This is a genomic window from Streptacidiphilus carbonis, from assembly GCF_000787775.1.
Classification (GTDB): Bacteria; Actinomycetota; Actinomycetes; order Streptomycetales; family Streptomycetaceae; genus Streptacidiphilus; species Streptacidiphilus carbonis.
In genome coordinates this window covers 84,887-105,303 of record NZ_BBPM01000017.1, presented here as the reverse complement: position 1 = coordinate 105,303, position 20,417 = coordinate 84,887, and the positions used below count along the sequence as shown (strand labels likewise).

Annotated in this window: 17 protein-coding genes; 10 read left to right on the top strand and 7 right to left on the bottom strand. The window is 71.0% G+C overall.

Features of this window, described 5'->3' with window-relative positions; genetic code table 11:
• Positions 1 to 57 precede the first annotated feature (57 nt).
• From TR46_RS16010 to aceE, 4 genes are all read right to left on the bottom strand, one after another.
• Complete coding sequence (locus tag TR46_RS16010; RefSeq protein ID WP_042400835.1) at positions 58 to 1,260, bottom strand: alpha/beta hydrolase; 1,203 nt, start codon at positions 1,258 to 1,260, stop codon at positions 58 to 60.
• Between the two features lie 320 nt (positions 1,261 to 1,580).
• Positions 1,581 to 2,120, bottom strand: coding sequence for a 2'-5' RNA ligase family protein (locus TR46_RS16005; protein ID WP_236655345.1), 540 nt, complete (start codon positions 2,118 to 2,120; stop codon positions 1,581 to 1,583).
• Positions 2,121 to 2,237: 117 nt separating this feature from the next.
• A complete protein-coding gene (locus TR46_RS16000) occupies positions 2,238 to 3,005 on the bottom strand; it encodes a G1 family glutamic endopeptidase (protein ID WP_042400829.1) in 768 nt (255 codons plus the stop codon).
• Between the two features lie 176 nt (positions 3,006 to 3,181).
• On the bottom strand, positions 3,182 to 5,932 hold the full coding sequence (gene aceE / locus TR46_RS15995; RefSeq protein ID WP_042400826.1) for a pyruvate dehydrogenase (acetyl-transferring), homodimeric type: 2,751 nt from the start codon (positions 5,930 to 5,932) through the stop codon (positions 3,182 to 3,184).
• Between the two features lie 553 nt (positions 5,933 to 6,485).
• Between aceE and TR46_RS15990 the strand changes: the two genes are divergently transcribed.
• The 6 genes from TR46_RS15990 to TR46_RS15965 all read left to right on the top strand — a co-directional run bounded on the left by TR46_RS15990 (position 6,486) and on the right by TR46_RS15965 (position 11,152).
• Positions 6,486 to 6,932: a DUF3052 domain-containing protein gene (locus TR46_RS15990; protein ID WP_042400822.1), complete on the top strand. Its 447-nt coding sequence runs from the start codon at positions 6,486 to 6,488 to the stop codon at positions 6,930 to 6,932.
• 124 nt (positions 6,933 to 7,056) lie between these two features.
• Positions 7,057 to 7,935 (top strand): hypothetical protein, encoded by an 879-nt coding sequence (locus TR46_RS15985; protein WP_042400819.1) that lies wholly within the window; start codon positions 7,057 to 7,059, stop codon positions 7,933 to 7,935.
• Between the two features lie 116 nt (positions 7,936 to 8,051).
• Positions 8,052 to 8,510 (top strand): peroxiredoxin, encoded by a 459-nt coding sequence (locus TR46_RS15980; RefSeq protein ID WP_042400818.1) that lies wholly within the window; start codon positions 8,052 to 8,054, stop codon positions 8,508 to 8,510.
• Between the two features lie 141 nt (positions 8,511 to 8,651).
• Complete coding sequence (locus TR46_RS15975; RefSeq protein ID WP_042400816.1) at positions 8,652 to 9,227, top strand: TerD family protein; 576 nt, start codon at positions 8,652 to 8,654, stop codon at positions 9,225 to 9,227.
• A 97-nt stretch (positions 9,228 to 9,324) separates the two neighbouring features.
• The gene (locus tag TR46_RS15970) at positions 9,325 to 9,903 is read left to right on the top strand and encodes a TerD family protein (protein WP_042400814.1); all 579 of its coding nucleotides are present in this window, start codon (positions 9,325 to 9,327) and stop codon (positions 9,901 to 9,903) included.
• A 121-nt stretch (positions 9,904 to 10,024) separates the two neighbouring features.
• Positions 10,025 to 11,152, top strand: coding sequence for a DUF475 domain-containing protein (locus TR46_RS15965; RefSeq protein ID WP_042400812.1), 1,128 nt, complete (start codon positions 10,025 to 10,027; stop codon positions 11,150 to 11,152).
• A 13-nt stretch (positions 11,153 to 11,165) separates the two neighbouring features.
• On the opposite strand, the gene TR46_RS15960 is transcribed toward TR46_RS15965, so the two are convergent.
• Positions 11,166 to 12,341, bottom strand: coding sequence for an ROK family transcriptional regulator (locus TR46_RS15960; protein WP_042400809.1), 1,176 nt, complete (start codon positions 12,339 to 12,341; stop codon positions 11,166 to 11,168).
• Between the two features lie 80 nt (positions 12,342 to 12,421).
• The gene (locus TR46_RS15955) at positions 12,422 to 13,426 is read right to left on the bottom strand and encodes a DUF2637 domain-containing protein (protein ID WP_042400806.1); all 1,005 of its coding nucleotides are present in this window, start codon (positions 13,424 to 13,426) and stop codon (positions 12,422 to 12,424) included.
• Between the two features lie 286 nt (positions 13,427 to 13,712).
• Between TR46_RS15955 and TR46_RS15950 the strand changes: the two genes are divergently transcribed.
• On the top strand, positions 13,713 to 14,420 hold the full coding sequence (locus TR46_RS15950) for a Tellurium resistance (protein WP_042400955.1): 708 nt from the start codon (positions 13,713 to 13,715) through the stop codon (positions 14,418 to 14,420).
• Positions 14,421 to 14,583: 163 nt separating this feature from the next.
• On the opposite strand, the gene TR46_RS15945 is transcribed toward TR46_RS15950, so the two are convergent.
• On the bottom strand, positions 14,584 to 15,396 hold the full coding sequence (locus TR46_RS15945; protein ID WP_042400803.1) for a TerD family protein: 813 nt from the start codon (positions 15,394 to 15,396) through the stop codon (positions 14,584 to 14,586).
• A gap of 295 nt (positions 15,397 to 15,691) precedes the next feature.
• On the opposite strand from TR46_RS15945, the gene TR46_RS15940 reads away from it, so the two are divergent.
• The 3 genes from TR46_RS15940 to TR46_RS15930 all read left to right on the top strand — a co-directional run bounded on the left by TR46_RS15940 (position 15,692) and on the right by TR46_RS15930 (position 20,369).
• Positions 15,692 to 16,870: an HpcH/HpaI aldolase/citrate lyase family protein gene (locus TR46_RS15940; RefSeq protein WP_042400799.1), complete on the top strand. Its 1,179-nt coding sequence runs from the start codon at positions 15,692 to 15,694 to the stop codon at positions 16,868 to 16,870.
• A 107-nt stretch (positions 16,871 to 16,977) separates the two neighbouring features.
• On the top strand, positions 16,978 to 19,506 hold the full coding sequence (locus TR46_RS15935; protein ID WP_042400796.1) for a phosphoribosyltransferase: 2,529 nt from the start codon (positions 16,978 to 16,980) through the stop codon (positions 19,504 to 19,506).
• Positions 19,503 to 20,369, top strand: coding sequence for an HAD family hydrolase (locus TR46_RS15930; protein WP_042400794.1), 867 nt, complete (start codon positions 19,503 to 19,505; stop codon positions 20,367 to 20,369). Before TR46_RS15935 ends, TR46_RS15930 begins: the two co-directional genes overlap by 4 nt.
• Positions 20,370 to 20,417 lie beyond the last annotated feature (48 nt).

Sequence of the window (20,417 nt, the reverse complement as noted above, 5' to 3'; positions counted from 1 at the left end):
GATCGCCAGGGGTGCGGGGAACTGCGCGACAAGTCGGCTACGGGCTGCACCTGACCCTCAGAGCCCGGACACGCACGCGCCGTTGTTGTTCGAACAGACGACCTCGCTGTAGCGCCCCAGTGCGATGTCCGCGAAGTTGCGCAGGCTCGCCGTCCCGGGGGAGAGGTACCCGTTGTGGCCGTTGGCCCCGGTGGAGGCGATCACGTGGGAGCCGAAACCGGTGCTGGTCGGGTCGGCCCCGTGGCCGAGCCCGGCGACCTCCAGGTACGGAACGTTGCCGATCCAGTCGCCCGGGTTCCGGGCGGTCGCCCAGAGCCGCACGCCCGTGCCCAGGTCCGCGGCGTCGGAGACGTCCATCCCGGGGCTGCCGAAGACGACCATGTCGGAGACGCCCTGGGGGGCGTGGATCTGCGGGGCGGCGATACCGCACACCACCGAGCCGTACGAGTGGCAGTAGAGCGACGGCGCGGTCTCCGGGTGCGAGGTGATCGCGAGCCCGTCGAGCAGGCTCTCCAGCCGCGGTGCGGCGGCCTCGGCCAGCCGCGCCGTCGCGGCGTCCGCGCCCAGGCCGACCGGGGTGACGTAGCCGGACCAGGCTATGACCGCGGTGCTGGTGTCGGGCGAGACCTGGGCCTGCTCCGCGCGCAGCGCTTCTGCCATCCCGGCGGCGCCCTTCAGCGGCTGGTCGGTGCGGTCGAAGTGGGCCAGGTCCATGTCCGAGCCGGGGACCAGCACCGACACCTTCTGCGCGGTGGACAGGTCGCCGTAGACCTCGGCCACCAGGCCGCGGCCGCGCGGGTCGAAGGCGAGGATCTGGCGGCCGGGGGTGAGCAGGTTGTTCAGCACCCCCACCCGTCCGGCGGCCGAGGACCGGGCGGCCGAGCTGAGCGCGGTGTCCGTGCTGCGGGCCTTCTGGGTGGCCAGCTCCTGCTCCATGGCGATGGCGTTGGCCTGGTAGCGCAGGGCCAGTGGGGCGCCGTCGAAGTTGCCGACCACCAGCGGGTAGGCGTGCACCAGGCGCTGCTGCTGGACCGGGGTGAGCGAGGAGAAGAACGCGGCGACCTCGGCCGCGGTCGCCTTGGCCGGGTCCGGGAGGTCACGGCCCAGCGAGTGGTCCTGGGTCCAGGCCTTGCTGCCGGCCGGCGGGGTCGTGATCGCGATCTGCTCGTCGGAGACCGCGGCTCCCGCCGCTGCCGCTCCGGTGCCCGCGAGAACGGTGAAGGACACCATCGCAGCTATCAGCGTGCGCCTGAACCGCATACGCGTGACTCTCCTTGGGCATGGGGCGACCGTCAGACGGGCCGTGCCCGGAGGTCTTGCTGAGAAGCGGGAACCTGAAGCTGGGATGCTCTGCGTCAGCGTAAGCGCAATATCGGTCTGCGTACGCCGTACTCGGCGTAACCAAACTGCGACAACCATCACAAGCAGCGCCAATCGGCCCAGAGATTCACGGCTGTTTCACACGCCGGAACCCCAGGTGGACCGGTACGGAGCTGCCCGGGACCATCGCCGGAACGAGGTAACCGGTGTGATGAGAAGCCTCGGCCGTGTCGACCGATTTTCTTACCCGTGCGGACCGCCTATGGGACGGTGACCGCCCCAGGAGACCTGTCCTGACGCAGTGCGAACGACGTCCACCCCCGCCACACCCCGCTCTCGCGCACCACCAGCCGCACCGAATCGACCCGAGTCAGCAGCGGCAGCCGGGCTGCCAGGTCTGCCTCCACCTTCTGGTTCACGGTCTCCTCCTGTCCCAGGGCCACCGTGAGGTGCGGCACCGGGTCTTCGAACCTGCCCCGGTAGGGCGGGGCCTCGGGCCACCGCGCCGCCACGGCTGCGGTCAGCGCGCGCAGCGGCAGGTCCGGTTCCGGCGCGAGGCAGACCATCCCGGAGAGCCGGGCGCAACGACGGAATGCCAGGTCGAAGGCATCGTGCGAGGCGAACAGCGCACGAAGTGCGGCGATCGTCGCCTCGTCGATCCGATCCGGCTCCAGGAACGGGTACAGCACGGTCACGTGCGCCGGGACGCCGTCCCGCTCCCTGGGGTCGTACAGCCTGCGCCAGGCGCCGACCAGGGGATCGGCCTCGGGCACCGTGATGATCAGAGCGGTCTGCGGCATGCCCGCCATGGTGCCCCGCCCCGCCCTTCCGTGGAAGCCGCCGGTGGAACCCACGTCGGGCCCGCACCCCGGTGGGGGGCGCGGGCCCGAAGGGAGATCAGCGGAACCGGAGCGGGATCAGCTGTGCTTCCAGGTCACCGTGAAGGCGCTGCCGCCGGACAGGGCGGAGGTGGTGGCCTTGGTGGTGGAGCCGGAGGCCATGTTGATCCGGTCGGGCGAGAAGTTCCCGATCGGCTGGCCGTTGGCGGTGGCACCGGTGAAGGAGGCGGTGCCGAAGTTGGTCAGCGGCAGCACGCCGCTGCTGCTGGACGGGGCCTCGGCGATGACCTCCGCGGAGGCCAGTGCGGCGCTCGACAGGGTCTTGTTGACCGTCCTGGTCCAGCCCTGGGTGGTGTCCGAGAGCACGAGGGTGAACTTGCCGCCGGTGCTCTCGGTGACCGAGGAGGTGAAGTGGTCGCCCGGGCGGACCGTGTTGGAGAAGTTCACCGGGTAGGCCGGGTACATCTCGTACCAGGCGTAGTACTGCGGGGAGCCGCCGGAGCAGTCGACCTCGCTGCCGGTCTGCTCCACGGAGTTGCTGCCGTCGCCGTCCAGGCCGATCCAGAAGCTGGAGTAGGTGGTGGCGCTGCCGCACCGGCCGGTGGGCTGCACCCAACTGGCCTTCACACTGGTGAACTTGGCGCCGGTTGCGGCATAACCGGACCAGTTCGACGACGTGCTGTTCCGTATTCCGCCGACCTGCGCGACCATGTGGTGGCCGGCCGGGGACGAGAGTTGCATCGGTGCGTCGAACGCGGGGGCCGACACGGCCACCCCGGGGGCGGCGGCGCCGAGGACGGCCAGCAGGCCGGCGGACAGAGCGGTGACGCGACGGGTTGTCGACATGGTGCTCCTTCTCGCGGATGGGCTCCCGATGTTGTCGGAGTACGGTCAAGGTAGCGCCGATGTGACACCCCGCACAGTGGTTCCCGGAAACTCATCCGAAAAAGCCTCCGCCCGGCGACTGGTGAGTCGCCGGGCGGAGGCCGGGTCGTGCGGGTACTACCGGAACTGACGGACGGTCACGCGTCGCCGCCGGCCGCGCCCGGGTGGGCCGCCGAGACGTCCAGCAGCTGGTAGCGGTCGATGGCCGCCTTCAGCGCCGAGCGGTCGATCTTGCCCTGCTTGGCGAGCTCGGTGAGCACGCCCAGGACCACCGACTGCGCGTCGATGTGGAAGAAGCGACGGGCCGCGCCACGGGTGTCGGCGAAGCCGAAGCCGTCCGCGCCCAGCGACTGCCACTGGCCCGGGACCCAGCGCGAGATCTGGTCCGGCACCGCGCGCATCCAGTCCGACACCGCCACGAACGGGCCCTCGGAGCCGCTCAGCTTGCTGGTGATGTAGGGGACGCGCTGCTCCTCCTCCGGGTGGAGCAGGTTGAACTCCTCCACCGCGATGGCGTCCCGGCGCAGCTCGTTCCAGGACGTCGCCGACCAGACGTCGGCCTTGACGTTCCACTCCTCGGCCAGGATGCGCTGGGCCTCCAGCGCCCACGGCACACCCACGCCGGAGGCGAGGATCTGCGCCGGGATCTGGCCGCCGGTCGCCGGGGCGTACCTGTGCAGGCCCTTGAGGATGCCTTCGACGTCGACGTTCTCGGGCTCCGCGGGCATCCGCATCGGCTCGTTGTAGACCGTCATGTAGTAGAAGACGTCCTCGCCGTGCGGGTGCTCGGCGCTGCTGCCGTACATCCGGCGGATGCCGTCCTGGACGATGTGCGCGATCTCGAACCCGAAGGCCGGGTCGTAGGCGACGACCGCCGGGTTGGTCGAGGCGAGCAGGTGGCTGTGGCCGTCGGCGTGCTGCAGGCCCTCACCGGTCAGCGTGGTGCGGCCGGCCGTGGCGCCGAGCACGAAGCCGCGCGCCAGCTGGTCCGCCATCTGCCAGAACTGGTCGCCGGTGCGCTGGAACCCGAACATCGAGTAGAAGACGTAGACCGGGATCAGCGGCTCGCCGTGGGTCGCGTAGGACGAGCCCGCGGCGATCAGCGAAGCGGTGCAGCCGGCCTCGGAGATGCCGTCGTGCAGCATCTGGCCGGTCGGCGACTCCTTGTACGCCAGCAGCAGCTCGCGGTCGACCGACTCGTACAGCTGGCCCTGCGGGTTGTAGATCTTCGCCGAGGGGAACAGCGAGTCCATGCCGAAGGTGCGGTACTCGTCCGGGGCGATCGGCACGAAGCGCTTGCCGATCTCCTTGTCCCGCATCAGGTCCTTGAGCAGTCGGACGAACGCCATGGTGGTGGCGATCTCCTGCTGGCCCGAACCCTTCTTGAGCACCTTGTAGGCGTCGTCGCCGGGGAGCTCCAGCTTGCGCGGCCGCACCTTGCGGGTCGGCATGTAGCCGCCCAGCTCGTGCCGGCGGTCGTGCATGTACTGGATCTCCTCCGAGTCCTTGCCCGGGTGGTAGTAGGGCGGGTAGCCCTCGTCCAGCTGCTTGTCGGTGATCGGCAGGTGCAGCCGGTCGCGGAAGCGCTTGAGGTCCTCGGTGGTCAGCTTCTTCATCTGGTGGGTCGCGTTGCGGCCCTCGAAGTTGGGGCCGAGGGTCCAACCCTTGACGGTCTGGGCCAGGATCACGGTCGGCTGGCCGACGTGCTCGCGGGCGGCCTTGAACGCCGCGTACACCTTGGCGTGGTCGTGGCCGCCGCGGCCGAGGTGCTGGATCTGCTGGTCGGTCAGGTCCTCGACCATCTTCCGCAGCCGCAGGTCGCCGCCGAAGAAGTTCTCCCGGATGTACGCGCCGGACTCGGTCGCATAGGTCTGGAACTGGCCGTCCGGGGTGGTGTTCAGCTTGTTGACCAGGACGCCGTCGCGGTCCTGGGCCAGCAGCGGGTCCCAGTTGCGGTCCCAGATCAGCTTGATCACGTTCCAGCCGGCGCCGCGGAACTGCGACTCCAGCTCCTGGATGATCTTGCCATTGCCGCGGACCGGGCCGTCCAGCCGCTGCAGGTTGCAGTTGACCACGAAGGTCAGGTTGTCCAGGTTCTCGCGGGCCGCGAGGGACAGCTGGCCCAGCGACTCCGGCTCGTCCATCTCGCCGTCGCCCAGGAAGGCGTAGACGTGCGACTGCGAGGTGTCCTTGATGCCGCGGTCCTGCAGGTAGCGGTTCATCCGGGCCTGGTAGATCGCGCCCAGCGGGCCGAGGCCCATGGAGACGGTCGGGAACTCCCAGAAGTCCGGCATCAGCCGCGGGTGCGGGTAGCTCGACAGGCCGTAGGGGGCCTTCGACTTCTCCTGGCGGAAGGCGTCGAGCTGCTGCTCGCTCAGCCGGTCCAGCAGGAAGGCGCGGGCGTAGATGCCGGGGGAGGCGTGGCCCTGGAAGAAGATCTGGTCGCCGGACTCGCCGTCGGCGTCCTTGCCCCGGAAGAAGTAGTTGAAGCCCACGTCGTAGAGGGACGCGGAGGAGGCGAAGGTGGCGATGTGGCCGCCCACGCCGATACCGGGGCGCTGCGCGCGGGATACCATCACGGCCGCGTTCCAGCGGGTCGCGTTCAGGACCTTGCGCTCGATCTCCTCGTTGCCGGGGAAGAACGGCTCGTTCTTGGTCGCGATGGTGTTGATGTAGTCCGTGCTGCGCATCTCGGGCACGGCGACGCGCTTCTCGCGGGCGCGCTCGATCAGCCGCAGCATCAGGTAGCGGGCGCGTTCACGGCCCCGCTCGTCGATGGCGGCATCGAGCGATTCCAGCCACTCGCTGGTCTCCTCGGGATCGAAGTCCGGGACCTGGCTGGGCAGGCCGCCAATGATGATCGGGTTGCGATCGGATCCGGAAGCCACGCTGTTCCTTCACTGTCGGTCGAACTGAGGTGGTGTCGCGCCGCCTCCATCGTGGACCGCAGGTCGAGAAACGTCATCTCTACCAGTGGGTAACCGGTTCGCGCCGCTGGACGTCTCCGTCCAAAGGCTCCCATCAGGGTTTCCCCTATTGGGTGAATCCGGCCCTGCTGAGCGGTCGGGACCCTTGGGTGGGAGTCCCGGCCTGTGACTAGCGGCCCGACCGAACCACGGCGCTGTGGTGGTGGGAGGCTGGGGAGGGCCAATCAAGAACTGTACGCCCGGGCAGGGGGTGCTCTGGAACAGGTGTCCGTGGAGTGAGCGGGCGGCGCGAGGGGTAGGTGAGTCCGCAATCCGCTGCGCGGAACCGCCGCACCGCTTGATACTGGGGCAAATGGGCGTGATGTGTGTCACGCTCGGCGGCGTGTCGCGTTGCGGCGCATCGTCGTCGGTACGGGATCGGGCAGCGGGTACTTGCGCTGAACGCCCCGCCCGTGTGGACTACGGCCACAGCCCTGCCCTCAGGGGGCAGGGGCGGATATAGGAGGCAATTCCCGTGAGCGCGACCGCGGACCCCGCGGAGGACAGGTCCAACCCGGTAAACCGGTTGGGTTTCCAGCCCGGACAGGTGGTCCAGGAGCTCGGCTACGACGACGACGTCGACCAGGATGTGCGTGAGGCCGTGGAGGACCTCACCGGCAGCGAACTGGTCGACGAGGACTACGACGACGTCGCAGACGCCGTGCTGATGTGGTTCCGCGAGGACAGCGAGGACGGCGACCTCACCGACGCCCTCGTCGACGCCCAGGAGTACCTGGTGGAGGGCGGCCTGGTCTGGCTGCTCACCCCCAAGACGGGGCGTACCGGGCACGTCGAGGCCAGCGACATCGCCGATGCGGCGCAGACCGCCGGCCTCTCCCAGACCAGCACCGTCGCCGTCAGCAAGGACTGGCAGGCGGTCCGGCTGGCCACCCCCAAGGCCGCCAAGGCAGGCAAGCGCTGATCAGCTGACGGCGTAGCAGAGGGACCCGACAGCTCAACACGTGACGGCTCGCCGTACGGTCGCCCGCTCGACGGGTCGGCCGATACGGCGGGCCGTTGCGTTCTCCTGCGGGCAGAATGCTGGGATGGACCATCATCGCGGCGTCGCCACCGGCCCACCCGGAGAGCTCGCGGAGCGGACCCTGGGGGCCTGGGACGCAGTCCTGGAGCTGGCCGGGACGCTGCGGTCCGAGCAACTCGGCCGGCTGGCGGAGCTGGGCTCCTGGCCCGAGCGCCCGGTGCTGGGACGGCTGATGGCGCAGGCCGGGGCGGCCGTCGCGGACCGGACCGGGGATGCCGCCGCGGACGGCGCCGCCGCGCCGGCCGAGGCGCCGCGGCTGGACCACTCGGGTGAGCCGCGGGCCGAGGTGCTGGCGGCGCTCGGCGAGGCGCGGCGCAGGGTCGCCGACGCGCTGGCGGAGATCGCGGCGGAGCCCGCGCTGGCCCTGGTGGAGCTGGACTCGGCACTGGGGCCGCTGCCGCTGCTCACCCAGGTCCACGCCTCCGCCCATGAGCTCGCGGTGGCGGCGCTGGACTGCTTCCCAGAGCGCGCCGCCGCGCGCGCCGGGCTGCCCCGGGCGGTCGGCGACGCCGGGACCGCCGCGCTGGTCGACGTGGTCGGGGCGCTGGCGTACCGGCAGGGGGTGCGTGCGGACGCCGGGGTGTGGGGGCCCGGGACCAGCGGGTGGGTGTTCCACGCCGATGCCGAGGGGTGGCGCACCGAACGGGGGAACGGCGGCGTGCCCGGTATCGAGGGCGCGGCGGCGACCGTGCTCGGCGTGCCGACCGGGCGCGCGGCGCTGCCCTCGCTGCTGGCGAAGGGGGAGATCCGGCTGCACCGGATCGGCGGGCTGATGGCGCTGGCCCCGCTGGTGGAGCAGGTGCCGGGACTGCCGGGCGGCGCGCTGCTGCGGCGCGCGGTGGGCGTGGTGGGACTGCTCGGGCGGCTGCCCGGGCTCCAGTGAGTGCCCGGCCTCCGGGTGAGTCCGCGCGAAGTGGCAGGATGAGCGCGGGCACGACGGTCCGCGAGGGTTCCGCCGGCGCTGAGCCGGCGGCCCGCAAGCATCCCTGAGAGGTAAGCATGGCTATCGAGGTCGGTACCGAGGCTCCGGACTTCGAGCTCAAGAACCAGCACGGTGAGCTGGTCAAGCTCTCCGACTTCCGCGGCGAGAAGAACGTCGTGCTGGTCTTCTATCCCTTCGCCTTCACCGGCGTCTGCACCGGCGAGCTCTGCAGCCTGGAGAAGGAGCTGCCGCAGTTCCAGAACGACGACGTGCAGATCCTGGCCGTCTCCAACGACTCGCCGTTCACGCTGCGTGTGTTCTCCGAGAAGGAGGGCCTGGAGTACCCGCTGCTGTCCGACTTCTGGCCGCACGGCGCCGTCTCCACCGCCTACGGCGTGTTCGACGACGAGAAGGGCTGCGCGGTGCGCGGGACCTTCGTCATCGACAAGGCCGGCGTGGTCCGCTGGACCGTCGTCAACGGTCTGCCGGACGCTCGCGACCAGCAGGAGTACCTGAAGGCGCTCGCCGCGATCTGAGCGCAAACGGGGTAAGACCCTCGTGCGGTGCGGCTGCGGTATTCGGGAACGGGCCACTACGATCGATTCGTTGGCTGGACAGAAACCGCAACCGCACCAACGGGGGCACGGCGAAGTGCTCCCCCTGCATCTGGAGGACTCGTGGGTGTCAGCCTCAGCAAGGGTGGCAACGTCTCGCTCAGCAAGGAGGCGCCCGGCCTGACCGCGGTCCTCGTCGGCCTGGGCTGGGACGCTCGTACCACCACCGGCGCAGACTTCGACCTGGACGCCAGCGCCATCCTCACGTCCGAAACCGGCAAGGTCGTCTCGGACAAGGACTTCGTCTTCTACAACAACCTGAAGTCCGCGGACGGCTCGGTCGAGCACACCGGTGACAACACCACCGGTGAGGGCGAGGGCGACGACGAGGTCATCAAGGTGAACCTGGCGGGCGTCCCCGCCAATGTCGCCAAGATCGTCTTCCCGGTCTCCATCTACGACGCCGAGACCCGGCTGCAGAGCTTCGGCCAGGTCCGCAGCGCCTACATCCGGATCGTCAACCAGGCGGGCGGCCAGGAGATCGCGCGTTACGACCTCACCGAGGACGCCTCCACCGAGACCGCCATGGTCTTCGGCGAGCTGTACCGCAACGGCGCCGAGTGGAAGTTCCGGGCCATCGGCCAGGGCTACGCCTCCGGCCTGCGCGGTATCGCCCAGGACTTCGGCGTCAACGTCTGACGGTCGGTACCAGCAGCACCGGCCGCCCGCAGCGGTGCCAAGCACGGCCGCGGGCGGCCCGCTTCCATCAGTAGGACTCCCAGGGAGGGAAGAACAGATGGGTGTCACGCTCGCCAAGGGCGGCAACGTCTCGTTGTCCAAGGCCGCCCCCAACCTCACCGCCGTGCAGATCGGGTTGGGCTGGGAGGCGAGGGCGACCACCGGTGCCGACTTCGACCTGGACGCCAGCGCCCTGCTCTGCTCCAACGGCCGGGTGCTGGGGGATGAGTACTTCATCTTCTACAACAACCTCAAGAGCCCCGAGGGTTCGGTCGAGCACATGGGCGACGAGCTCGTGGGCGGCACCGGCGCGGACGACGACGAGGTCGTCAAGGTCAATCTGACGCAGGTTCCGCCGCAGGTGGACAAGATCGTCTTTCCGGTGTCGATCTATGACGCCGAGTCCCGGCTGCAGAACTTCGGCCAGGTCCGCAACGCCTACATCCGGGTCCTGAACCAGGCCGACGGCGCCGAGTTGGCGCGCTACGACCTCTCCGAGGACGCCTCCAACGAGACCGCGATGATCTTCGGCGAGCTCTACCGCTACAACGCCGAATGGAAGTTCCGCGCTGTGGGGCAGGGGTACGCGTCGGGTCTCCGGGGCATCGCCCTAGACTTCGGAGTTAACGTTCAGTAAGAAAATCTTGCGGGCAGGGCGGGGATTGTCGGGGATCGCTCCCACGACGTGACGGACACGGCGTGCGGAGCGGTCCCCGCGACTGTGGCTGCACGCGTTCCAGAAAGGTTCAGGCCCCTCCGTGCTCCTCCGTACCTTCGGGTGGTCCTTCGGGATCACTGTGATCGGCCTCGCAGCCGCCGCGTATTTCTGGGGGGCGGACGGCATCGGCGTCGTCCTGATCCTCTCCGTTCTCGAGATCTCACTGTCCTTCGACAATGCCGTCATCAACGCGACCATCCTGAAGCGGATGACGCCGTTCTGGCAGAAGATCTTCCTCACCGTCGGCGTGCTGATCGCCGTGTTCGGCATGCGCCTGATCTTCCCGCTGCTGGTGGTGGCGCTGACCGCGCACATCAGCCCGGTCAGCGTGGTGCAGCTGGCGCTGGACTCCACCAAGACCGAGGCCGGGCTGACCTACGCCCAGCACCTGGACGCCGCGCACCCCGCGATCGCCGCCTTCGGCGGGATGTTCCTGCTGATGATCTTCCTGGACTTCATCCTCGGCGAGAAGGAGATCCAGTGGCTCGAATGGCTGGAGAAGCCGCTGGAGAAGATCGGCAAGCTGGACCAGCTGTCGGTGGTCGTCTCGCTGATCGTGCTGATGCTGTCCGCCCGCTTCTTCGCCGAGGGCGGCGCAGAGACGGTTCTGCTGGCCGGGGTCGCCGGGCTCACCACCTACCTGGCCGTGGGCGGACTGTCCAACCTGTTCGAGAGCGCGGGCGAGGACGACGAGGACGAGGACGGCGCCGAGGAGGCTGCGGCCGCTCCGGCCGGCAGGAACGGCAAGAACGGGAAGCCCGCCATCCTGGTGGCCGGCAAGGCCGCGTTCTTCCTGTTCCTGTACCTGGAGGTGCTGGACGCCTCGTTCTCCTTCGACGGCGTCGTCGGCGCCTTCGCCATCAGCCAGGACATCTTCCAGATCACCCTGGGCCTGGGCATCGGCGCGATGTACATCCGCTCGCTGACGGTCTACCTGGTCCGCCAGGGCACCCTGGACGACTACGTCTACCTGGAGCACGGCGCGCACTACGCCATCGGCGCGCTGGCCATCATCCTGATGGTGTCCATCAAGTACACGATCCCGGAGATCGTCACCGGTCTGATCGGGGTGGCCTTCATCGGGCTGGCACTGTTGTCCTCGGTGCTGCGCAACAAGCGGTTGGCGGCCGAGGGGGAGTCGGAGTCGGTGGACGTACCCGCGCTGTAGAGGGGCTGTCGCCCTACGGTCTGCGATGCCCTGGAGCGGCGAAACGCAGTGTCAGGATCTGCTCCAGGGCGGCGCGGGTGGCCACCGAGACCGCGCCGGTCAGCACGGCCGCGTTGCCCAGCGCCGAGACCTCGATCCGTGGCGGGTAGGGGACCCGGGCGGCCAGCCGCTCCCGGATCCGGTCCAGCAGCAGGTCGCCGTTGAGGCCGATCCCGCCGCCGAGGACCACCAGTTCCACGTCCGCCACCGCGGCGACCGGGGCCAGGTAGCCGGTGATCCGCCTGGCCTCCTCGTCCACCACCGCGCAGGCGCCCGGATGGCCGTCACGGGCCAGCGCGAAGACCTGCTCGGTCGTCAGCGCGCCCCGCGCGGCCTCCTCCGGGAGCCGGGTGACCGCGTACCGCAGCAGTGAGGCGGCGCAGGGGTCCTGGGCGTCGAACTCGTCGGGCTCCACCGCGCAGTCCAACTCGCCGGCCGCGCCGGCGAAGCCCCGGTGCAGCTCGCCGTGCAGCACCAGGCCGGCGCCGACGCCGGTACCCACCGAGAGGAAGGTGAAGCTCTCGGCCGCGGTGCCGTTGCCGCGGCGCTGCTCGCCGAGCGCCGCCAGGTGGATGTCGTTCTCCACGGTGGCCGGCATGGAGAGGGCTTCCTCGAACGCCTCCTGCACCGCGAAGCCGTCCAGGGAGGGGATGTTGGCGCCCTGCCAGATCCGCCCGTCCCTGCGGTCGACGACCCCGGGCACGCCCACGGCGGCGTGCTGCAGTGCCTCGCGGGGGATACCGGCCTCGGCGCACATCTCCTCGGCGAGCTCGGCGCCGGTCTGCACGATCCGGGGCGCGTCCAGGCCCTCGACCAGCACGTCGCGGCGGATCCTGACGGTGCCGTCCAGGTCCGCGAGCGCGCCCCGGAGGCGCCGGGCGCCGACGTCCAGAGCCAGCACATAGGCGGCCTCGGGGCGCGGGGCGAAGAACAACGCGCCGTAGGTGGGGCCGAATTCGGCCCTGACCGTCTCCGACACCAGGCCCATCTCCAACAGGTCCTGGAGCAGGGCGGAGACGGTCGGCTTGGAGATTCCGGTCCGCCGGGCGATCTCCGCGCGGGAGACCGGGGCCTCGGCGCGGATCACGTCGAGGACGGTCCTGAGATTGATCTCCTTGAGCGTGGAGGAGGTCGCGGGCCTGGCAATCATGCCCACACCTTAGTGCCCCTGGGCAGGGGTTCCTCCATGCCCGAGCGCGGTCCGGCCCGGTAGGCGGCCCCGTCCGGAGCTCAGCCGAACTGCTGCTCCAGGTCCTTGAGCTTCTTCTCCAGCGAGTCGAGCCGGGGCAGCGGGGAGTCGCCGTCGTCGGAGCCGGACGATGACACCGGGGCGGTGCTCTCCAGCGCGTCGGCGCGGCGTCGGCGGGGCAGCACGCCGCGGGTGGAGGCGGGCTCCAGCGCGGCGGCGTTCTCGGCGCTGCCGGAGGCCTCCAGCGTGGTCAGCTCGCGCAGCGGGGCGGAGCGCGAGATGGCCTTCAACTCGGCGCGCTCGCGCCGGTTCTCGCTGCGCTGCCGGGCCGCGGCGGCCTCCCGCTCGCGCTTGTCCTCGCGGACCTCCTCGACCGCGTCGTCCAGCGTGCGGACGTTCTCCAGCAGCATCAACGACCAGGCCTGGTAGGTCTCGACGGGGGCGCGGAGCCAGCGGACCATCCGGATCTGCGGCAGCGGGCGGGGCACCAGGCCCTGCTCGCGCAGGGCGGCCCGGCGGGTCTGCTTCAGCGCCCGGTCGAACAGCACGGCCGCCGAGAGCGACATGCCCGCGAAGAACTGCGGGGCGCCGTTGTGGTCGCCGCCGCGCGGCGCGTGCACCCAGTTGAACCAGGCGGAGGCACCGGCGAAGAGCCAGACCAGCATGCGGGATCCGAGCGCGGCGTCACCGTGGCTGGCCTCGCGGACCGCGAGCACCGAGCAGAACATCGCGGCGCCGTCGAGGCCGAACGGGACCAGGTACTCCCAGCCCCCGGAGAGGTTGAGGTTCTGCTGACCGAAGCCGACCAGACCGTGGAACGAGAGCGCGGCCGCGACCGAGGCGCAGGCGAACAGCAGGACGTAGGACGCACTGCCGTAGATGGTCTCCTTGCGGCGGCGACGTGCTTCGCTGCGCTCCCAGGAGTCGGCCGGCTCGGCGGCGTGCTTGGGCTTCTTGGTGCGCAGCAGGCCCATCACGACTGCTATGACCAGGGCGATCGCACACCCGACGGCCAGCCACACCAGCTGTATGGAGGATAGGTTCATAGGTGGGACAGCCTCGGCTTCGGGTCGGGCGGCACGGGGGGCCATGGACTGGGGGGTCAGCGGTCGGGCAGTGTAGCGACCACGGTGTCCCCCGGAGGCGGCGGAGTTGACGCCTCGACACGCGTGCGTGCATGACGATATCGCGTCAGCAGAGAACGCATCGTACGCCTGAGCCTGTTGTGACCACTAGTCAGGGGTGCGGGAAGCCCGGGGGATGGGTAATTCGCTGGTGGATGCCAGGGATGAGTGCGGAGGGGCGCGGACAATGGCGGGGATTCGGGACTTCATGCGCAGAACGGACCAGACCTTCGGTCCGGGGGTGGACCGGCTGACACTCACCAAGGGGTCACCCCTGGTGTCGTTGAGCGATCTGGGCGCGGTGCACGGGACCATGCAGGTCAACCTGCACTGGACGGCGCGGGAGGCGGAGCCGGCGGCCCGGCCGGCCGGTGAGCGGTTGCGCGGGCTGCTGCACCCCACCCTGTTCCGGCCGATGACGATGCCTCAGCCGGCCAACCAGATCCTGGCGGTGGACCTGGACCTCGGCGCGCTCTACGAGCTGCAGGACGGCACCAAGGGGGTGGTGCAGCCGCTGGGCAACTACTACGGCGACCTGCAGCACTCGCCGTACATCCGGCTCAGCCGGGACGACCGGTCCGGCGCGCCCTCCGGGGAGATGCTCTACATCGACCTGGAGAAGAAGGACCTGTTCAAGCGGATCCTGATCTTCGTCTACATCTACGACGAGACCCCTGCCTTCGACCGCACCCACGCGGTGGTCACGCTGGCCCCTCCGGGCGGCAGGCCGATCGAGGTCCGACTGGACCAGCGGGCGTCGCAGGCCAGGTCGTGCGCGGTGGCGCTGATCGAGAACAAGGGGGGGAACCTGACGGTGCGGCGGGAGGCCAAGTACGTCTACGGGTTCCAGGCGGAGCTCGACCGGCTGTACGGGTGGGGGCTGCAGTGGCAGCGCGGGGTGAAGTCGGGGGCGTAGGGGGGCACCGCGGGTCTGTTCCCGGGTGCGGCGTGCGCCTGGCCGGTCGCGCAGTTCCCCGCGCCCCTGCACGTGCAGGTGACCCAGGGTGGTCAAATCGCAGTCCCCCAGGGGCGCGGGGAACTGCGCGACCAGCCCCCTGCGGCCCGCACCCGAGACCGACCTACCGCTGGCCACCCTGGAACTGGGGCCCCTGGAGCGGAAGCGCGAACCCCTCCGGCTCGGGGAGCAGCGCGGGCTGCACGGGCTGCGCCGGCTGGTACGGCGGCGGGTAGCCGTAGCCGTGGGAGGCGGCGGCTGCCGCAGGCTCGACCGCGGGCTGGGGGGCCGGGGGCGTCGGCGGGTGGCTCGGCGGCGGGGGGATGACCAGCTCGGGCTCGGGGGTGGGCTCCGGCGCGGGGGCCGGAGCCGCAGGCTCGTCATCGTCCTCGTCCTCGTCGATGGTGATGCCGAAGTCGGTGGCCAGCCCGACCAGCCCGGAGGAGTACCCCTGCCCGATGGCCCGGAACTTCCAACCCCCGCTGCGCCGGTAGAGCTCGCCGCAGAGCAGCGCGGTGACCCCGCCGGTGTCGGCGATGTCGAAGCGGGCCAGCGCCTCCGCGCCGGGGCCGAGGGCGATGTCGAACAGCAGGATCCGCAACTCGGGGATCTCGTCGAAGTCGCCGTGCTCGACCGAGCCGCCCACCACCACCCGGTCGATCTCGGTGGGCAGCAGCGCCAGGTCGATGTCGACGGTCTCGGTGACGTCGTCGCCGATCCTGGCCCTGGAGCGGTGCCGGACCAGCCCGGAGGGGTGCCGGGGCTGGTTGTAGAAGACGAAGTCGTCGTCCGAGCTGACCCTGCCGTCCGGGCCGAGCAGCAGCGCCGACACGTCCACGTCCGGAGCGCCGGGCACCAGGCGCCAGCGCAGCACCGCGCGCACCGCGTCCACCTTGGTCAGCGGTGTGTTGGAGCCCTTGGGCATGACCTTGGTCATCGCGGTTGAGCTCTCCCTCTGTCTGAGCGCTGCTGCGGTCCCAACTGGCGGGAAACGTGTCGAGGCACCAGGGTAGGCGGCGGGGCGGCGCCGGTGGAACCGGGCCGGTGCCGCGGGTCTGCGCGCTCCGCGTGTTAACCGGACGCCACGCTTCCGAGAACAGCTGGTTTCCTGACTGGATTCTTACCGCAGGATCCGTACGATTATCGCCAACGGCCCCGGCGGTCCCGGACGTCCCACTCTCCGCAGCAGAGAACAACAGTGCTGTCACGCCCAGGAATCCCGAGGAGGGGCCATGCGCCATTTCAGTCAACTCGACGCCGAGACCCGCGCGCGCCTCTTCCTGCGCGAACCCGTCGAATTCGACCGCTCCAGCGACCCCATGGTGCTGTCCACCGCCCTCGGCGCCACCCTCTACTCGCCGGCCACCAGGCCCCGGTTGTACGACGACATCCGGAAGCAGGCGGCCCAGGGTGTGGTGTCGATGGTGCTCTGCCTGGAGGACGCGATCGACGACAACGAGGTCGCGGCAGCCGAGGACAACCTGGTCAGGCAGCTGCCGCTGCTGCTGGAACACGCCGAGGCCGGCGAGCAGTTGCCGCTGCTCTTCGTCCGGGTGCGCCGTCCGGAGCAGATCGTCGATCTGGCGGCCCGGCTGGGCCCCGCGCTGGCGGTGCTGTCGGGCTTCGTGATGCCCAAGTTCACCGAGGAGAGCGGCCTGCCGTTCCTGGAGGCGCTGGACCGGGTGCGCGGCAGCACCGGCCTGCGGCTGTTCTCCATGCCGGTGCTGGAGTCCCCGGAACTGGCCCATCTGGAGACCCGTCGGGAGACCCTGGCCGGGATCGCGCTGGTGCTGGAGAAGCACCGTGAGCAGGTGCTCGCGGTCCGCCTCGGCGTCACCGACCTCAGCTCCGCGTACGGGCTGCGCCGGCCGCCGGACCTGACCGCCTACGACGTGCAGCTGGTCGCTTCGGTGATCGGCGACGTGGTCAATGTGCTGGGCCGCGCGGACGGCACCGGATACACCGTCACCGGTCCGGTCTGGGAGTACTTCCCGGTCCAGCAGCGTAAGTTCAAACCGCAGCTGCGCAGCACGCCGTTCGCCGGCACGGAGCCGCCCTCCGAGGAGGTCCGGCGCCGGCTGATCGCGCACGACCTGGACGGGCTGATCAGGGAGATCGAGCTGGACCGCGCCAACGGCCTGCTCGGCAAGACCTGCATCCACCCGAGCCATGTCCCCGCGGTGCACGCACTGTCCGTGGCCACCCACGAGGAGTGGTCGGACGCCGCGGACATCCTGCACCAGGACCGGTCCGGCGGCGGGGTGATGCGGTCGGCATACACCAACAAGATGAACGAAGTTAAGCCGCACCGCGCCTGGGCGCAGCGGGTGATGCTGCGGGCCTCGGTCTTCGGGGTGGCGCGCGAGGACGTGACCTTCGCGGAACTGCTGGCTGCCTGCCTGTGCCCCTGAGGAGGGCAGCGGGTCACCTGCGCGTCACTCCCCTGTGATGGACTGGGGGAGTGGACAGGCGTGCGCATGCGCTTGTGCACGGATGAACGATCGACGGAAGCAGGACGATGACGGCTGAGGCTCAGACCCCGGGACAGGTCCAGGGACGGGACAGCGGCGAGGAGTGGCCGGGGGCGTGGGTCGAGCAGCGGCTCGGCGTCCGGCTGCCGGAGCCGTCCGTGCGGGAACTGCTGGGCCTGGCGCTTCGGCACAACCCGCGCCGGGCGCATCTGCTGGTGTCGCAGGTGCTGGGCAAGCATGTGCCGCAGCGGCCCGAGGTGGTCTACGGGGCCGGCTACCGGCTCGGCGAGGCGGTGCGGGAGCTGCTCGGCGCCGAGGCGCAGCCGGTGGTGCTGGGCTATGCGGAGACGGCGACCGGCCTCGGCCACTGCGTGGCGGACGGTCTGGGCGGCGCCTCCGGTGCGGCCGCGCCGTATCTGCACTCGACCCGCCGCCCGGTCGCGGGCGTCGAGGCGGTCGGGTTCGAGGAGGAGCACTCGCACGCCACCTCCCATCTGCTGCTGCCCGCCGACCCCGGCTTCCTCGGCGGCGCCGGACCTCTGGTGCTGGTCGACGACGAGCTGTCCACCGGCCGCACCGTGCTGAACACCGTCGCCGCCCTGCACGGCCGCCACCCGCGCGGCCACTACGTGGTCGCCGCGCTGATCGACACCCGCAGCGCCGAGGACCGCGAGGGATTCGCCAAGACCGCCGCCGACCTGGGCGTGCGCATCGACGTCGTGGCCACCGCCACCGGCCCGGTCCGGCTGCCGGAGGGCGTGCTGGAACGCGGGGCGGCGCTGGTCGCGGCCGAGGAGGCCAGGCAGGGCTGCGGGGTTCCGGCAGCCGGTTCGCCGGCCCCGCTGGTCCGGGTGGAGCTGGGCTGGCCGGCCGGGCTGCCGGACGGCGGCCGGCACGGTTTCACCGCCGCCGACCGGGCCCGGCTGGAGCAGGCGCTGCCGGGGATGGCAGCACGGCTCGCCGAGCAGCTGGACCCCGGGCAGCCGGACCCCACGCAGCCGGGCGAATTCCCGAAGCGGGTGCTGGTGCTCGGCCAGGAGGAGCTGATGTACGCGCCGCTGCGGCTCGCCGGGGCGCTCGCCGAGCGGCTGGGCGCCGACAGCGAGGTGCGCTTCTCCACCACCACCCGCTCCCCGGCGCTGACCGTGGACCACCCCGGCTACGCCCTGCGCACCCGGCTCGCCTTCCCCTCGCACGACGCCCCCGCCGACGGCGAGGGCCGCCGCTACGCCTACAACGTCGCCCCCGGCAGCGACCCGTCCCGCCGCTTCGACGCGATCGTGCTGGTCGTCGACGACCACGGCGACCGGGCGCCGCTGCACACCCCCGGGCGCGGACTGCTGGACCGGCTGCGCGGCGTGACCGACCGCGTACTGCTGGCCGTCGTACCGGCGCACCGGCCCGCGCGCCCGGCGCAGGCTTCGGACGGTGCTGCCCCGGCCAGTACGCTCCCGCAGCCGCTCCACGGTCCCGACTTCTCCTCGTACCGCGCCGACGAGGTGGCCTGGCTGCTCAAGGACCTCTCCGAGGTCGTTCTGGAGGCCCCCACCGAGGAGCGCGAGGAGGCCATCCAGCAGGGCGGCGCCCACTACGCCGAGTCGCTGCCGGTCGAGTACCAGCCCAGCGCCGAGTACCAGGAGCTGTTCCGGCAGGCCCTGCGCGATTCGGCGGTCCGTATGGCGCAGGCCGTGGCCGTGGTCACCGAGACCGTGCTGGCCGAGCGCGGCCAGGGCGTGGTGCTGGCCTCGCTGGCCCGGGCCGGGACGCCGGTCGGCGTGCTGATGCGCCGCTGGGCGCAGTACGCGCACGGCATCGACCTGCCGCACTACGCGGTCTCCATCGTCCGCGGACGGGGCATCGACACCGTCGCGCTGCGCTATCTGGCGGACCGTCACAACGCCGCCGACGTGGTGTTCGTCGACGGCTGGACCGGCAAGGGCGCGATCACCCGCGAGCTCGCCGAGGCGCTGGCCGGCACCGGGTTCGACCCGGAGATGGCCGTCCTCGCCGACCCCGGCCACTGCGTGCGCACCTTCGGGACCAGGGAGGACTTCCTGATCCCCTCGGCCTGCCTCAACTCCACGGTTTCCGGGCTGGTCTCGCGCACCGTGCTGCGCGCCGACCTGATCGGCCCGGACGACTTCCACGGCGCCAAGTTCTACCGCGAGCTGGCCGGCGGCGACGTCTCCGAGCAGTTCCTGGACGCGATCACCGAGCAGTTCGAGAACGTCAGCAGCCCCGATGTCAGCGCCAGTGCCGCCGCCGACAGCCCCGACCGCGAACCCGACTGGTCCGGCTGGGCCGCCGTGGAGCGCATCAGCGAGGAGTACGGCATCAACAGTGTGAACCTGGTCAAACCGGGTGTGGGCGAGACCACCCGGGTCCTGCTGCGGCGCGTGCCCTGGAAGGTGCTGGTGCGGCGTGGCGCGGAGGCCGAGCTGCGTCACGTCCGGCTGCTGGCCGAGCAGCGCGGCGTACCGGTGGAGGTGGTCGACGGGCTGCCCTACAGCTGCGTCGGGCTGATCCATCCGCAGTACACCCGGGGCGCCACCGGGGACGGGGGCACCGCCGTATGAGCGACGCCCTGAATCCCGCCCACCGCGACACCCGCTACCTGGTCGGCAGCGACCTGGACCGGACCCTGATCTACTCGCCCCGGGCGCTGGCCCTGGACATGTCCGACGAGACGGCGCCCCGGCTGCTGGCCGTCGAGGTCCACAACGGCAAGCCGCTGTCCTTCATGACCGAGCACTGCGCCGAGCTGCTGGCCGAGCTGATCACGGTGGCGGAGTTCGTCCCGGTGACCACCCGGACCCGGGCCCAGTACCAGCGGGTGCACCTGCCGGGACCGGTGCCCGGTTGGACCCCGCACTACGCCATCTGCGCCAACGGCGGGCGGCTGCTGGTCGAGGGGGAGACCGACGAGGACTGGAGCGCGCACATCGCCTCCACCCTGGCGGCCGGCTGCGCGCCGCTGGACGAGATCGTGCACCATCTGGCGCTGGACGCCGACCCGGAGTGGACGCTGAAGCGGCGGGTCGCCGAGGACCTCTTCGCCTACCTGGTGGTCGAGCGGGAGCTACTGCCCGAGGGTTGGGTCGCCGAGCTGACCGGCTGGGCCGACGAGCGCGGCTACACCGTCTCGCTGCAGGGCCGGAAGATCTACCTGGTGCCGCAGCCGCTGACCAAGTCGGCGGCCCTGGCCGAGGTCGAACGGCGCACCGGCGCGTCCACGGTGCTCAGCGCCGGGGACTCGCTGCTGGACGCGGAACTGCTGCTGGCCGCGGACGCCGGCTTCCGGCCCGGCCACGGCGAGCTGGCCGACACCGGCTGGACGGCTCCGGGTGTCACCGCCCTGCAGCAGGTCGGCGTGGCGGCGGGCGAGGAGATCGTCCGCCTGCTCCTCGCCCGGGCCCGGGTGCGCACACCGGTGCGCTGACGCTCCCCGTGTGCTGCGGGGCGCTGCTGCGTGCTTGTGTGTGCTGCC

Bases quoted from the DNA above. Each gene is read 5' to 3' on its own strand.
- TR46_RS16010 (WP_042400835.1), bottom strand. From the start codon at position 1,260: ATGCGGTTCAGGCGCACGCTGATAGCTGCGATGGTGTCCTTCACCGTT.
- TR46_RS16005 (WP_236655345.1), bottom strand. From the start codon at position 2,120: ATGCCGCAGACCGCTCTGATCATCACGGTGCCCGAGGCCGATCCCCTG.
- TR46_RS16000 (WP_042400829.1), bottom strand. From the start codon at position 3,005: ATGTCGACAACCCGTCGCGTCACCGCTCTGTCCGCCGGCCTGCTGGCC.
- TR46_RS15985 (WP_042400819.1), top strand. From the start codon at position 7,057: ATGGACCATCATCGCGGCGTCGCCACCGGCCCACCCGGAGAGCTCGCG.
- TR46_RS15980 (WP_042400818.1), top strand. From the start codon at position 8,052: ATGGCTATCGAGGTCGGTACCGAGGCTCCGGACTTCGAGCTCAAGAAC.
- TR46_RS15970 (WP_042400814.1), top strand. From the start codon at position 9,325: ATGGGTGTCACGCTCGCCAAGGGCGGCAACGTCTCGTTGTCCAAGGCC.
- TR46_RS15960 (WP_042400809.1), bottom strand. From the start codon at position 12,341: ATGATTGCCAGGCCCGCGACCTCCTCCACGCTCAAGGAGATCAATCTC.
- TR46_RS15955 (WP_042400806.1), bottom strand. From the start codon at position 13,426: ATGAACCTATCCTCCATACAGCTGGTGTGGCTGGCCGTCGGGTGTGCG.
- TR46_RS15950 (WP_042400955.1), top strand. From the start codon at position 13,713: ATGCGCAGAACGGACCAGACCTTCGGTCCGGGGGTGGACCGGCTGACA.
- TR46_RS15945 (WP_042400803.1), bottom strand. From the start codon at position 15,396: ATGACCAAGGTCATGCCCAAGGGCTCCAACACACCGCTGACCAAGGTG.
- TR46_RS15940 (WP_042400799.1), top strand. From the start codon at position 15,692: ATGCGCCATTTCAGTCAACTCGACGCCGAGACCCGCGCGCGCCTCTTC.
- TR46_RS15935 (WP_042400796.1), top strand. From the start codon at position 16,978: ATGACGGCTGAGGCTCAGACCCCGGGACAGGTCCAGGGACGGGACAGC.
- TR46_RS15930 (WP_042400794.1), top strand. From the start codon at position 19,503: ATGAGCGACGCCCTGAATCCCGCCCACCGCGACACCCGCTACCTGGTC.